We start from the raw sequence: 14524 nt of genomic DNA, 5'->3' as shown, positions 1-14524 counted from the left end.
GCGCAGACGCAATAACCTCCGCCATCCATTTCCCCTTCGCCTTTGTCATAGGCAAATTCGAAAATCAGCGCAAAAAAACATTTTACACCAGATATCGATGTAACACATCGTTTATAGAACTATTTCTAGAACTATTCTAGGTACAATTGCATAAAAAACGTGTTTTTTGTCTTATAATGCAATAAAAACTATAAAATACATGCAAATAGGAAATCACATGGTGTTATCAGGTAAAAATCTGGCAGCTCACAGAAACGAAAGAATTCTGTTTCAAAATCTTTCTTTTCGTTTATTTCCACAACAGCTTATGACAATCACAGGTCCCAACGGAATTGGAAAATCCACATTACTACGAATCATCGTCGGTCTTCTCAAGGCTACCGAAGGCTCTGTCAGTCTTGAAGATCATAAAAAGACATATCCTACAGCCACCGCATGTCATTATCTTGGTCCTCAAAATGCCATGAAACCCTTCTTATCTGTCATCGATAACCTGCACTTTTGGTCGGTATTTTATGGACAATATTTATGCTCTCCGCATGAAGCTCTTGCCGAAATTGGTCTTTCTGATCTTGAACATTTACCCTTCAATATTTTGTCAACGGGCCAAAAAAGACGTGTTGCTCTTGCCCGCCTTTTACTCTCTTATCGTCCTCTTTGGGTTTTAGATGAACCATTATCAGGCGTTGATAACCATGCTCAAAATCTCCTGACAAATGTTTTCCAAAACCATCTAAACAAAGGTGGTATGATTGTCGCTGCAACACATAGCCCTCTCGGCATTTCAGAAAATCATAAGATCGCCCTAGAACAATTTTTGCCCCCTAAGAGAGAAGAATATGAAAGCACTATTTTGGCGTGATCTTAAATTAACTTTCACACCACAAGTCTCTTCGTTAACGGGACTGTTGTTTTTCATCGCTGTTGTTATGATAACCTCAATTACTCTTGGACCAGACCCTAAAGTGCTTGCACAAATAGGCCCCGGTATCTTATGGCTTGGAGCTCTCCTCGCAGGGCTTCTCAATATGAGTAAACTTTTTCAAACGGATCACGATGATGGAAGTCTTGACCAATTTATCCTTTCTGGACAAAGACAAAGTTTCACATTGATTATATTAACCAAATGCCTTGCCCATTGGGTAGGAACAATCCTTCCCCTTATTTTAGCTACTCCTATTTTAGCGTTTATGCTCCATTTAGAAACCACAATAACCTTTACAACAATACTCACCCTATTCTGTGGAACACCTGCCATTATTTTTGTTGGTGCTATAGGAGCAGCACTCGCAACATCATTGTTACACAGCACTCTTCTCATTTTTATCATCATCTTGCCGTGGATTATTCCCATCATAATTTTTGGTGTTTCTGCCGCGACAGCCCCTATAAACCCAAATATCTCTTTCCTTACTTCCTTAGCTCTTCTTATCGCTTTTTCACTTCTTTTAAGTCTTTTTGGCTCTGTTGTTGCAGCTATAACGCTCAAGCTTTTAGCAGAATAATAAAAGATGATTGCCACCTAGCAAAACTCTGCCTATTATAAACCATATGAATGAAACACCTCACACAAAAAAAATGCGGTTATTCCCTGTAAGTTTAACCTATTTTATGAAAATAAGCCGCGCTATTTTGCCTTGGTTAACTGGGATAACATTGTGCCTTCTTATCTTAGGGCTTATTTTGATTATGCACTCTCCAGATGATTATCAACAAGGCATCACCGTCAAGATTATGTATATTCATGTCCCTTTCGCATGGCTCTCGACATTCTGTTATATCATCATAAGTGCTGCAGCATTAGGGAGTTTGATTTGGAGAAATTATCTTGCTGATGTAGCATTGAAATGTGGTGCGCCCATTGGAGCAACTTTTACAGCTTTGGCCCTTATGACAGGTGCGCTTTGGGGACGCCCAACATGGGGAACATGGTGGGTATGGGATGCACGACTTACATCGGTTTTGATCTTGTTTTTTATCTACCTAGCCATTGTCATGCTTGCTCGCGCTTTTGATAACCGAGAAAAAGCTGCCCGCCCAACAGCAATTCTCACACTCGTTGGGATTGTCAATATCCCCATCATCAAATTTTCCGTTAATTGGTGGAATACACTCCATCAACCCGCATCACTTTTGCGTGCAGGAGGACCAACAATCGAGCATGCTATGTTATGGCCCCTCATCACAATGATATTTTGTTTTAGCTTTCTGTTTATTGTGCTTTATTTAATGGCTATGCGAAATGAAATTAATAGCCGCCATATCCAAATGCTTCAACGACAAAAAGCCTATCGTGCATAGCACCAGGAATCTTCATCATGCTCAACCTAAATAATATTCACAACGAGTTTGTAGGAAATCTTTCTCAGCAAATTGACTGGTTTCTTGGCACCCTTCACCATGAACAAATTGTTCTCTTGAGCTATATGCTTTCTGCCCTCTCTCTTTCATGTCTTATTGGGCACATTTTTCGCAAAGCTCTATCCCAAAAAAAAATCCTTCAGCAGTTGAACAAGAAAGAATTGTTTGGAAAAGAAAAATATAATGAAAAGCATTCTTCAAAAACCTAAAAAAAACATATCATTAGCTACCTTTTTGGGTCTTTTTGGACCTTTTGTGTTTTTTCTTCTTCTCATTGTGCTATTCTCCTATTTTATAGATAAAAAAAAACTCAACAATCCTTCTCTTCTCCCAGACACATCCGTTGGAAAAGCCACCCCTAAAACAAATCTTCCCCTTCTTGATAAGGAGAATTATTGTCTCAATTCAGAACAATTTAAAGGGCGTGTGACATTGGTTAATTTTTGGGGCTCTTGGTGCTTATCTTGCCGCAAAGAGCATCCACTTCTTATGAAAATTGCGAAAGATCAACGTTTTGATCTTATCGGCATTAATTATAAAGATAACAAAGAAAACGCTAAACGCTTTTTGAACAATTTCGGAAACCCTTTTAAGGTCGTCGGTATTGATGTTTCAGGTCACACAGCTATTAACTGGGGAGTATATGGACCACCAGAAACTTTTCTTTTAAATAAAGACGGTATTATTGTTGCTAAGCATGTTGGTCCCTTAACATGGAAAATTTATCAGAACAAAATCCTGCCAAAAATCGAGAAAGCTATTATAGCAAACGACAATGCATTGCTCCATTAGACAACATATTAATTTATAACGATAGTTTGTCATTATTCACCTTGAATCATAACCCCTGAGATTGCAAGATTCTCTCATTTCAAACCACTTTATGTTGAATCAACTTTATTCATGTGTTCGTACATTATAAGCGAAATTGGTGTAGGAAGTGAAACTATAAAGGAAAGAAAGTACCTCTCATGAACCACCTCCATGCAAGGGCTGTCGGCTACATTGAGTGCTGGAAAAAAATAATGACACCGGCTTTTATCTTCGAAAATGCAAAGACGGCAATGATAAAAAACTCTTCTCTCTTATAAAAATATAAACAACAAAACTACCAAACTCTCTACACTCTCCATCCTTTACAAATTGAAAAGACATTGCTGCAGCTCTTTTGGGAATTTGTAAAATACACGAAAATAAAGGCCGTAATGAAAAACTTATACTTCGATGGCATATCGAGGCACAATTAACACAGAAAATAATACTTAAACCACTCCTATAAAAGAAAGAATTTTTATACGCTTTTAAAGCTCTGCCTTTGCAGACTTCTCTCGTAACCTATGATAGAAATGCATGAGAAGCGATAGAGATTATACTCTTATTCGCCGTCTTTCAGATATTGGCTGAAATGCTATCTTAGCATGAAAAGCGCAGTAAGGACTATTTTCACTAGCGTCGGCACCACAAAAATGAAAGTCCGATGACAACGGGTCTCCAATTGGCCATCTACATGTATTTTCACTCAATTGCAAAAGATTAAGCTGGCGTGATATAGGCACAACAACATCCGATTTTTCAGAAATATCAGTTCCTGCTACATCCTCCTCTACAAACTCCATCTTTAATGCTGTTGCTCCCACACTAGACGTAGAATGTGTCGGCACTGCCGTCGAGGCAGAACGACGCATACGCGAAGATGGTGGATTAACAGGTGCCTTTTGTGTACGCGATACTGCTTGTGGTGTCTTACCACGCCCTGGAAGCTTTAATCGATGCACTTTACCAATCACTGCATTCCTGCTCACTCCACCTAACTGAGCTGCAATCTGACTTGCACTTAAACCTTCACTCCAAAACTTTTTTAGAAGCTCAACGCGTTCATGTGTCCAACTCATATCTGCACTCCATTTCGGTCATCTCATTAGGATATACTGCAACTTCACATGTTCCAACGACATTTTCAATAAGCTAAGCAAAAAAACTTCTATACCCCACCCCAGCATAAAAGCTCCACTCAACCTATGAAATTTATAAACTGAAACACCACCTTACCTGCTGTTTCAAATTACAATATACACATGCTTTATGACAAGTATCTTTCTCTCTTGAAGAATCTATTTAGAATGTTTTCCCCAACTTGCAAATCAAGTACAAACCAGACTCTCCTCCTTCACTTAAGGACTATTCTTACAAAGGCTTATATTGCAGAACCTTTATTGACTTTTCGCCATTCGGTGTAATGATCTCTTATATGGATATGATAATTGCTCCTAGCGACATACTGATTGTATTGTATATAGGGGTGCAACACTGTTTTGTTTATTATATGGCAAAGTTTAAAACAGAAAGGAAAGAATGATGCGTGTCCCTGCTATACAGCCACTTTACAAATGCTTTGCTCGACGTGATTTGCATTTCAAAAAAGGCAATGGTGTATGGCTGATTTCCGATAAAGGAGAGTGCTATCTTGATTTGACATCTGGCATTGGTGTTAACGCATTAGGGCACGCACATCCAAAGCTCATTGAGACCCTAAAAAAACAAGCCGAAAAACTTTGGCATATTTCTAATCTTTTTCAATCACCTGAACAAGAAGCTCTTGCCACACGGCTTTGTGCAAACAGCTTTGCTGATAAAGTTTTTTTCTGCAACTCTGGTGCTGAAGCACTAGAATGCGCATTCAAAACTGCTCGTCGTTATCATTACGAATCTGGCCACTCAACACGTGTTGAAATTATTACTTTTGAGGGTGCATTTCATGGACGCACACTTGCAACGCTTGCTGCAACTGGGCATAAAAAATATCTTGAGGGCTTTGGTCCTAAAGCCGGTGGTTTTACGCAAGTCCCTTTTTGTGATGAAAGTGCTTTGCAAAATGCTATCAATCAAAATACCGCAGCTGTTCTTATTGAACCTATTCAGGGTGAAGGGGGAATACGAATGGTTCCTCATGAATATCTAAAATTTTTACGCAAAATCTGCGATGATAATAATCTGTTACTCATTTTAGATGAAGTCCAAACAGGTGTTGGACGGACAGGAAAACTTTTTGCTTATGAATGGAATGATATCACACCTGATATCCTTACCCTGGCAAAAGGACTAGGTGGAGGATTTCCCTTGGGAGCTTGTCTTGCAACAGATAAAGCTGCAAAAAGCATGACACCAGGGACTCATGGATCAACCTTTGGAGGAAATCTTCTTGGAATGGCGGTCGCTAACAGTGTTCTTGATACTATATTAGAACCAGGCTTTCTTCATCATGTTCAACACATGGGAAATAAGCTAAAAAGTGGACTTTTGGATCTTCTCAAGACCTATCCTAACATTATTTGCGCAATTCAAGGTGCTGGTCTTATGATTGGAATTCAGTGTGTTATTCCTTCAAATACCATTGTAAATGCCTTAGAAAAGGAATATGTTCTCAGTGTTGGTGCCAACAACAATGTCGTGCGCTTGTTACCTCCTCTTATCATAACTGAGGAAGAAATAAATGAAAGCTTGCATCGTATTGAAAAAGCAATTGCTTATCTTTCACAAACACATAAACAAAAAAAGCAAGTCTTATAAATATGACATACCTTGCATCACTGCACCAACTTATCCATTTTAACCCCCACAAGAGTACGCGTCATTATCGATAATACAAAAATCCTTAAAGCATGTTTTAAAAGCAGGAAATACTTCAAAATTTTGATTGGTAAAACACTACAATGATTTTTCAAAAATCATCCATTGCTCACCACCATCTTGACATTTATAAAGGTGCAATCTGGCACCATCAATTTATTTACCAGCTCATGATCTATTTACTTACCTCATGGTGTTGCTGACAGCTCTTGCATTAAAACAGTTCATGAAAGGCATTTTCCCCTCCTTTTCTCTATAATTTTATACACATACAAATCCCGCTGATAGTACAAACCCAAGTGAACAAAATTGATTCAACATAAAGAGGTTTGAAATGAGAGAATCTTAACAGTATTCAGGGTTATAATTCAAGTTGTATAATGATGATTTATCTTTATAAATCAATGTACTGTGTTCATATAAATCCGTATTTCATTCAATATTGGCATGTGACAGCTTGGTGAAGAGATAATCATGCGAAAAAATTCAAAAACGCAGCTTGATCATTGCAAAACGACAGCTGACACAGCCCACATTTTATCGCACTTTGTGGATATGATCACATCACATAACGGGATACTTGTGTTGGCACAATAAATTCCTCTCATTTATACTCTCACAGATGACAAACATTCCTGCTAAATTCTAGCAGAAACCCCGATCTTAAGAGGACAATACATTGATTCATAAAGGTTTTATCGTTTCTCACCTTGAATCATAACCCCGAATATTGTAAGATTCTCTCATCTCAAATCACTTCATATAGAATCAATTTTATTCACTTAGCTTTATGCCATAAGCGGGGTTGGCAGATGGGTAAAAATTAATAAGGATAAGGAGGAAAAATGCCTCTTATGAATCGCCTTAAGTGCCAAGGATTGGGTGCTGGTAAATATAATGATGATGCCGGCTTGTACCTTCATAAGCGTAAAGATGGTGGGGCTCAATAGCTTTATCGCTATACCATTCACCCACACCGCCGTGAAACGGGCTTGGGTGCCTTGAGAGATGTTTCTTTAAAACAAGCCCGTGAAACTGCAACACGGTGGCGTTCTGTTTTACGTGAAGGACGTGATCCCATTAAAGAACGTGAGAAACAAAAGCGTGAAGCAATGCGCAATCTTCATTATCTTAAAGATATTGCTGTGGATGCTTTTGAAAGCCATAAAGCTGAATTAAAAGGGGATGGGAAGGATGGAAGCTGGTTTTTGCCTTTACAACTTCATGTACTCCCTAAATTAGGCTGTCTACCCATTTCAGAAATCATACAAACAGAGATACGCAATACCCTTGCCCCCATATGGCATACAAAAGCTACAACAGCAGAAAAAGCACTAAACCGTCTTAATCTTTGTCTCAAACATGCGGCTGCATTAGGATTGAATGTTGATTTACAAGCAACAGAGAAAGCACGCGCTCTTTTAAGAAAACAACGCCATAAAATGCAAAACTTTCCAGAAATGGATTGGAAAAATGTGCCGGCTTTTTATCAAACACTTTGCCAAACAACAACCCTCACACCATTGGCTTTGCGTTTACTTATCCTTCTGGGTGTTCGCACCAATCCTTTGCGTTATATTCGTGAAGATCAGATTGAAGGGAATATACGGACTATCCCTCCAGAAAATATGAAAGGACAACGTGATGCGACAACAGAGTTTCGCGTCCCTTTATCACCAGAAGCACTCAAAGTGATAGAACAAGCGCGTCCTCTCATACGCAATGAGTTCCTTTTTTCTACGCGCGGTCGTGATCCTCTAGAGAACACCGTAGACCCGTTGAGAACAAAGGCTTGTGTGGATAAAAGTCAGCAATAATGTGCTTCATTCCCTCATGAAGGCTGTTGCTCTTTTCACTTGCGAATTGCCACTCCAAAAGAGAACAAACCACAAGAAAATTTGTACGCTGGATACGTAAAGACCAGATTGCCTTCCCAAAAACTGCTCAAGGTGCTGACTATACTATTACTGACACAATTATCACCGAAAAATGGTTTCTATGGGATAAAAATTCGTGCCCACAGTCATTCTATTTTTTAACCCTATCACATCAATGAAGCTTTCATGAAATTAGCCAAACCCTATGCCCCTTTTTTATTGTCTTCCCGCACTCATCGCATTGAAGAAGTTATCAATGGCGTCACAAATGAATCACCTCGCGTTGTTTCAAACGAAGTTGAAAATCATTTTCATGCCTAAAAAGCAATTCTTTCCTGGTGTTTACAAAATACGTTTTTCTCTCCACAATACTCCCTTAAAATAAATCATAATAAAAGGCAAAAATATGAGCGAACAAGCCACAGATGAAACCTCTCTCAACACTCTCTATCCAAATGAAGATGATACTGTGATTCCTTTTCAAGTCGAAGAACTTGATATCCGCGGACGTGCTGTGCAACTTGGAGAAACTTTAAACTCTATTCTTACAAGGCATCAATATCCTGAACCGGTTTCTTACCTTTTAGCAGAGGCTTTAGTTTTAACTGTTTTGTTTGGAACTTCTCTAAAATTGCAAGGAAAGTTTATTTTACAAACCCATTCCGATGGACCAGTTAATATGTTGGTGTGTGATTTCTCTCCTCCTTCCAATCTCCGCGGTTATGCTCGTTTTGACAAAGAACGGTTAGAAAAAACTCTAGCCAATCATCAAACATCTTCAGAAGAACTGTTGGGAAAAGGAACTTTAGCCTTCACCATATACCAAGGTACCCACACGCAACCCTATCAAGGAATAGTAGCATTAGATGGATCAAAGTTACAAGAAGCCTCCCGTCTCTATTTTGATCAATCAGAACAAATTCCCACCGATATCCGTTTGGCGGTCGCTCTCTTAATCAACCGCGACAAAAATGGAAAACTACAGAAAAACTGGCGAGCAGGAGGACTTTTAACCCAACTCTTGCCCAAAGCATCACCTCCTCATAAAATAGATGCCCCCATTCAAAAACAAAACGAAACAAAAACCCCCGAACAACTTGAAAACCAATGGCAAGAAACCAAAGCACTGACAGCAACCATTGAAAATGTAGAATTGACTGATCCTCAAGTTAGCAGTAAACGGTTATTATTTCGTCTTTTTCATGAACAAGGTGTGAGAGTTTTTAATAGCCTTTCCCTTATGGATCAATGTTCTTGTTCACGGGAAAAAATTAAAGGAATGCTGATAGGTTTTCCCGCTGATGAACAGGACAAAATGGTTCAAGATGAATATATTTCCGTTACATGTGAATTTTGCTCAACAACTTATCGTTTTAAACCGCAAGAACTTTCTGAAAATAAAACCTAACGAACATTCCTTACAAACAATAAAGTGCCCACTGCATGCAATCCATATTTATAACACCACACTAAAAACAGCCAACACAAATCTTTAAAATATTTTGGCTATCCTACTTGAAAGTGCATTGCGTTTTCATTGTCTGCATACCTGTTCAAATCAGCCTGCACTCCATACGCTACCTCAAAAAGTGGATATTTAAACACGCTTTTTCATATAACGTATATTGCAAAACGAAACCCACGCTCTGGTTCAAAGCGTTCAACAGCTTGAGATACTCTATCCTTTTTGGCAGTATCTCTCTTTCGTTTTTGACATATCAAAGTTTGTTTCTAAAAATCGGCGCTATCATTCTCGTTGCTAGGATCCCAATTTATCTGCTCACTTTGCCTATCATAACAACTTTATATCGATGCAGTATACAAGAAACATTTTTAATCTCTTCTAAAACAAAAATAACGATCTAACGTGAAGTTTTCCTAACAAGGTGCGTACTTTCGCTGTTGCTTGTCAATCAACATCCTATCCCAACGCAGCTGCATGTTTGAAACAAAACTTAAGATGGTTCAGCACTTTCTCTGCTGTTACAGCTTTTATATACCATATGGGAGTGTATTGCGTATATATCTGTTTGCGTAATTGCTGAAATAAGAAAACAGCTTCGTTTGGCGAGTATATGAAGTTATAAAGGTAGCAAACCAGTCTCCAGCCTTACAAGCTCTTTTTAATTCGGTTTTATGATTTTCAAAAGTCTCTCAAGCAAAGTTTTAGGGATCATAGAGATTATCCATTGCCTCACATTTTTGTTTTTCATGTTCTTTAATGGAGTCACAACTCTCACGTAAAATAGAACGCCCCCTGTTGCATGTTCACGGGCTTATTTTAAAGAGATATCTCTTAGAGCCATTAAGCCCATTTCGCGGTGGTGTTTTAGTGAATTGTATAACGATAAATTCACTGCGCACCACCATATTCACGCCGATAAAGGGATAAGCTGGTACTATCATTTTCTTTATCCACTCATGGTATATTTACCAACGCATAAAGTATAATTTACTCGCCTCATGAGATTGCAACAGCTTTTGCATAAAGGCAGTTCATGAATGGTTTTTTTCTCCTTTCTTCTATAATTTTTATCCATACGCCACCCCCACTGATAGTGTGAAGCCAAGTGAATAAAATTGATTCAACAGAGAGAAGTTTGAAATAAGAGAATCTTAACAGTATTCAGAGGTATGATTCAAACTCGATAACGATAAATAATCATTATAAATCAATGTATTATCATGATATTTGCAGGATACATTTTCAAAAGTAATGCAAAAGCATGAAAGTCTTCCTCGTGATATTGGCACTCTTATTTTCAATTTTGACAAGTCGTTATCCTGTATAAGCTCTTTTATAAAGAGCTTACAGCTATCTTTAAAAAGTGTTTGTGAAATAAGACATCTGTATACAAAATGTTCAAAGCACTACAAGAGTTTTGAAAACTTCAGTTTTTAAATGGTTCAATATTTGTCTGTTCGCTTCATTTTGGGTGATTTGGTTTTATGAACAACGTGTTTGGATTTCTCACTGCTATCAGCAATGATATTATCAAAATCATTATTTTATTTTTTGCTGCAAAACATGCACAGTCATAATGGCTTGTTACCATTATTTTTTACATCTATAAAATAACGACTTAGAAGAATTATCCTATTTTAGGATTTCCAATGCTGCGTTTGTTTTCCCATTGAGATCTTCATAAGAACCCTTTTAGGTATTTTATCCTCATATTTTCTTCTTTTGTGAGAAGAAAATAAATGATTTTTTGCATTTTTAATAAGAAAAATGAGAATAAGAAATTATGACTCAAAGATCTGAGACAATGTGAACAAATCATTTATCCTTAAACACGCATCTAATTAAAAAAGAAAAAAATTTCTTAAAAATAGACTCATTAGACGTCATTCAATTGATTTATAAAAATAAGTGATTGTCCATGTTATGGTGAAAGCTTCAAAGATTGTGAGATTCTCTCATTTCAAACTTCTCTCTGTTGAATCAATTTTGTTCTCTTGGCTTTATACTATCAGCGGGATTGGCATATGAAAAAATTATAAAAGAAAAGAAGAAAAATGTCTCTCATGATCTGCCTTCATGCAAGGGGTACCACAATCTCATGAGGCGAGTAAATATACCATGGGCTGGTAAAGAGAATGGCGGTGCTAGTTTGTCTCTTGTATAAGTAAAAATGGTGGTGCGCAATGGGTTTATCTTTATACAATTCGCTAAAACACCGCCGTAAAATGGGCTGTGGAGTTCTAAGAGATATTTCTTTCAAACAAGCCCGTGAATGTGCAACAGAGGGCGTTCTATTTTGCGTAAAGGTAGCAACCCCATTAAAAACATGAGAAGCAAAAGCGTGAGGCGACAACAGAATTTCATGTTCTTTTATCATTAGAAGCATTATAAAATGATAGAATAAGCGCCCCCTCTCACGCACAATGAGTTTCTTCTTTCTGCGTACTGTCGTGGACCTCATTGCAGACAATAGCATGTCACAATACATGCAACGCAATAACGGATAAAATCAAGAGTGAAAAGATAACTCAAACAATATCATGTTCCCTTATTCGATACAAAACGGCGCAACAAAACATAAAGTGCACCTTCACCACCATGTTGGCGAGCGGCTTGCGTAAAGGCATGAATATAATATCGAAAAGCGGGAGTTGATAACCAATGGGAGACAAACTTATACAAAGCACCATCGCTTCCAGGTGAGCGACCTTTTCCTGTGATGACAAGCACATACCGCAATCCATTTTGCTGAGATAATTGTAAAAAATTCTTTAAGAAAAAATAAGCCTCTTCCTGCATACAACCATGAAGATCAAGACGCGCCTCAATAGGATAACGCCCTTTGGCAATTTTACGATGCACAGCACGATCGAAAAAATGAAGCTTATCTCCCTGTTTTCCCTTTTCTTTTTTTGCAACGGTTGATATCTTTTTGACTCCCTGAGACAAGAGAAAGCCTTGTGTTATGTGCTGTTTTTTATTGTCAGTATTTGCATTATCTGTTGTGATAGAAGAATGGAACTTATCATAAAGTGGTATTGTCGTACGACAGACCTTCTCCCATAAAAGACGATCTTGTGAAGATAATAAATCCTTTTTTTTGTCTCCATTCATTCGTGAGCGTTTCAATCTTTTATCAAATCTTATTTATACAACCTCACAGATAATAGAGATCTTAATTTTCATCTTCCGTTGCAAAAAGCTTCCAATTTGGATCTGACGATAAGCTATTGCGAACAAAAGTCCAAACATCTCTAATTTCTACAATAGCATCAGGATCCCCTTCTATACGCTCCCCTTGCTCATTATAGGTTACGGAAATCATTTCACTGATAATCCGCACAGTCACAAATTCATCCTTGTCTTGTACTGCTGCCGAAACAAACTCGATCTTACTTATCCCAATGAAAGTGAACTGAACTTTTTCATGGTTTTTTTCGCGATTTTCAATGGCAGCACAAAAGCTCTCAAAAACATTTTGAGAAAGCAATTTTTTAAGTTGATCACGATCTCCCTGAGCAAAAGCTGTTACGATCATCTCATAAGCAACCTGCGCACCCTTTATAAAAAATTGAGGAGAAAAACGGGAATCAACCTTACGAAGTGCCCGTAACCCCTCATTCAATACACTCCCTTTTGGGGCAACAGCATCAATTTCACTAAAATCACCTTTTTGCGAATTGTTTTTATGAGGGAACGAAACAATACTGTCAGCCGTTTCTGCCTCGACCTGTTTTTTAGAACGACCCGAATAAGGATCAAAGGGAGGCTTCTCAAAACCAATTCGTTTTCCTAATACATTACGTAGCTGCACAAAAATAACAACCATAATAACAAGAGCGATGACAAGTATAACGTCAAATTCCATAGGTGCTGTTAGTCTCCAAATCTTAGGATAATCTGTAATAAACATTGCAGTCAATATCATTTATCACTAAATATGTAAAATAGGGAATTGGCCATTTGAATATTTTTATAACTTTTATGCTTGTCTTTTCAAAAAGATATCATCTCTTATCATTTTTTACCATAAATCTTTAAGAAGGAAATTTTCATGTGATAAAGTCTTATTCGATAAATCCTCGTTTTTTTATCATTATCCTCCTCAGTGTGCTCTTGATTGAAATCGCTGGTTTTATCTTTGTTGGAGAAGAAATTGGAATTTTAGCAACTTTGTGCTTGATTGTTCTTACAACACTCATTGGCATTATTTTATTGCGAATTCAAGGATTGAGCCTCTTAAAAAATATACAACGCGAACTCATCCAAGGACAGGCATTAGAAAATAATGTAATCAATGATGCCTTTGTCATTCTTAGCGCAATTTTGCTTATTCTTCCTGGTTTTGTCAGTGATTTTTTAGGGCTCTTCCTCCTTATAAAGCCAATCCGTTCTCTTGCATGGCATTTCTTTTTATCCTTGAAAAACAAAAAAAATGCTCACAATAAAACCACTTCTCAACATGGTTCTGAAAAAACCATTGACCTTAAAGCAGAAGACTACAAAATCCATAACACCACAGAATCTCCACGGCGTAAAAATGATAGGCATCATTGAAATACTGAAAAAATCTGCAACATATTTTAAAAATCATGAACACAAGAGGTGCATTCCTTGCAACCTTTTGCAAGGCGTGGTAACCAGTTCGATCTTTAGATCTAAGATAGAAATAAAAATATTATAGTAATGAAAAGGTTTGTACTATGGCCGAAGGTGAAATGAATAACAGTGGTGGAGAGCCTGTTTTTGCTGTATTAACACAATATTTAAAAGATTTCTCATTCGAGAATCCAAGCGCTCCTAGTTCGCTGCGCCCACGTGAAAAAACACCACAAATTGATATTAACATTAATGTCAACGCTGATCCAATCGGAGATGATAATTATGATGTTGTTTTATCTCTTTCCGTCAAAGCCAATGATGATGCAGCAACCTTATTTCATGTAGAGCTCGTTTACGGTGGTGTTTTTCATCTCAAAAATATCCCGCAAGAGCATGTGATGCCTCTTGTTTTTATTGAATGTCCTCGTCTTTTGTTTCCATTTGCTCGGCAAATTGTCTCCGATGCAACCCAAAATGGTGGTTTCCCGCCTTTGTGGATTGATCCGATTGATTTTGCAGCGCTCTTTCAAAAGCGTCTTGCTGAAGAACAAAAGGAGAGTGAAAGTCAGCACCAACCCTCCTAAGAAATTGT

15 protein-coding genes and 1 pseudogene are annotated in these 14524 nt (G+C 37.8%); 12 read left to right on the top strand and 4 right to left on the bottom strand.

Annotated features, from left to right (window positions below; translation table 11 throughout):
* Window positions 1–217 precede the first annotated feature (217 nt).
* The 5 genes from ccmA to BN67_RS05700 are packed head-to-tail and all read left to right on the top strand — an operon-like array spanning window position 218 to window position 3153.
* Complete coding sequence (gene ccmA, locus BN67_RS05720) at window positions 218–862, top strand: heme ABC exporter ATP-binding protein CcmA (protein WP_019223187.1); 645 nt, start codon at window positions 218–220, stop codon at window positions 860–862.
* Window positions 840–1505, top strand: a complete 666-nt coding sequence (ccmB, locus tag BN67_RS05715; protein WP_019223186.1) for a heme exporter protein CcmB — start codon at window positions 840–842, stop codon at window positions 1503–1505. The genes ccmA and ccmB overlap by 23 nt, the downstream gene beginning before the upstream one ends.
* 46 nt (window positions 1506–1551) lie before the next feature.
* The gene (locus tag BN67_RS05710; protein WP_026088189.1) at window positions 1552–2301 is read left to right on the top strand and encodes a heme ABC transporter permease; all 750 of its coding nucleotides are present in this window, start codon (window positions 1552–1554) and stop codon (window positions 2299–2301) included.
* Between the two features lie 17 nt (window positions 2302–2318).
* Window positions 2319–2570: a heme exporter protein CcmD gene (locus tag BN67_RS14835; protein ID WP_019223184.1), complete on the top strand. Its 252-nt coding sequence runs from the start codon at window positions 2319–2321 to the stop codon at window positions 2568–2570.
* Window positions 2545–3153 (top strand): DsbE family thiol:disulfide interchange protein, encoded by a 609-nt coding sequence (locus BN67_RS05700; protein WP_019223183.1) that lies wholly within the window; start codon window positions 2545–2547, stop codon window positions 3151–3153. The genes BN67_RS14835 and BN67_RS05700 overlap by 26 nt, the downstream gene beginning before the upstream one ends.
* Window positions 3154–3728: 575 nt before the next feature.
* Here the strand turns inward: BN67_RS05700 and BN67_RS05695 are convergent.
* A complete protein-coding gene (locus BN67_RS05695; RefSeq protein ID WP_019223182.1) occupies window positions 3729–4253 on the bottom strand; it encodes a GcrA family cell cycle regulator in 525 nt (174 codons plus the stop codon).
* A 463-nt stretch (window positions 4254–4716) separates the two neighbouring features.
* On the opposite strand from BN67_RS05695, the gene BN67_RS05690 reads away from it, so the two are divergent.
* The 4 genes and pseudogenes from BN67_RS05690 to BN67_RS05665 all read left to right on the top strand — a co-directional run bounded on the left by BN67_RS05690 (window position 4717) and on the right by BN67_RS05665 (window position 9273).
* Window positions 4717–5928, top strand: a complete 1212-nt coding sequence (locus BN67_RS05690) for an aspartate aminotransferase family protein (RefSeq protein ID WP_019223181.1) — start codon at window positions 4717–4719, stop codon at window positions 5926–5928.
* Window positions 5929–6833: 905 nt separating this feature from the next.
* Window positions 6834–7748 (top strand): annotated as a pseudogene (locus BN67_RS11675) (tyrosine-type recombinase/integrase); the annotation flags it as partial.
* Between the two features lie 303 nt (window positions 7749–8051).
* The gene (locus BN67_RS14200) at window positions 8052–8186 is read left to right on the top strand and encodes a hypothetical protein (protein WP_019223177.1); all 135 of its coding nucleotides are present in this window, start codon (window positions 8052–8054) and stop codon (window positions 8184–8186) included.
* 85 nt (window positions 8187–8271) lie between these two features.
* Window positions 8272–9273 carry an Hsp33 family molecular chaperone gene (locus tag BN67_RS05665; protein ID WP_019223176.1) on the top strand — a complete coding sequence of 334 codons (1002 nt, stop codon included), beginning with the start codon at window positions 8272–8274 and terminating at the stop codon, window positions 9271–9273.
* Between the two features lie 860 nt (window positions 9274–10133).
* On the opposite strand, the gene BN67_RS14195 is transcribed toward BN67_RS05665, so the two are convergent.
* On the bottom strand, window positions 10134–10271 hold the full coding sequence (locus tag BN67_RS14195; protein WP_156791639.1) for a hypothetical protein: 138 nt from the start codon (window positions 10269–10271) through the stop codon (window positions 10134–10136).
* A gap of 1242 nt (window positions 10272–11513) precedes the next feature.
* On the opposite strand from BN67_RS14195, the gene BN67_RS14190 reads away from it, so the two are divergent.
* Window positions 11514–11660, top strand: a complete 147-nt coding sequence (locus BN67_RS14190) for a hypothetical protein (protein ID WP_156791638.1) — start codon at window positions 11514–11516, stop codon at window positions 11658–11660.
* Between the two features lie 208 nt (window positions 11661–11868).
* On the opposite strand, the gene BN67_RS05655 is transcribed toward BN67_RS14190, so the two are convergent.
* Both BN67_RS05655 and BN67_RS05650 read right to left on the bottom strand, forming a co-directional pair.
* Window positions 11869–12444, bottom strand: coding sequence for a Smr/MutS family protein (locus tag BN67_RS05655; protein WP_019223174.1), 576 nt, complete (start codon window positions 12442–12444; stop codon window positions 11869–11871).
* A gap of 61 nt (window positions 12445–12505) precedes the next feature.
* On the bottom strand, window positions 12506–13198 hold the full coding sequence (locus BN67_RS05650) for a Tim44/TimA family putative adaptor protein (protein WP_019223173.1): 693 nt from the start codon (window positions 13196–13198) through the stop codon (window positions 12506–12508).
* A 188-nt stretch (window positions 13199–13386) separates the two neighbouring features.
* On the opposite strand from BN67_RS05650, the gene BN67_RS05645 reads away from it, so the two are divergent.
* Both BN67_RS05645 and secB read left to right on the top strand, forming a co-directional pair.
* Entirely contained in the window at window positions 13387–13887 is a 501-nt protein-coding gene (locus BN67_RS05645; RefSeq protein WP_019223172.1) for an FxsA family protein, read from the top strand.
* A 146-nt stretch (window positions 13888–14033) separates the two neighbouring features.
* The gene (gene secB, locus BN67_RS05640) at window positions 14034–14516 is read left to right on the top strand and encodes a protein-export chaperone SecB (RefSeq protein ID WP_019223171.1); all 483 of its coding nucleotides are present in this window, start codon (window positions 14034–14036) and stop codon (window positions 14514–14516) included.
* Window positions 14517–14524: the final 8 nt, after the last annotated feature.

Origin of the sequence: Bartonella rattaustraliani AUST/NH4 (assembly GCF_000312565.1) — a bacterium.
Classification (GTDB): domain Bacteria; phylum Pseudomonadota; class Alphaproteobacteria; order Rhizobiales; family Rhizobiaceae; genus Bartonella; species Bartonella rattaustraliani.
The sequence above is the reverse complement of the archived record's forward strand: the minus strand, read 5'-3'. Positions and strand labels throughout refer to the sequence as shown.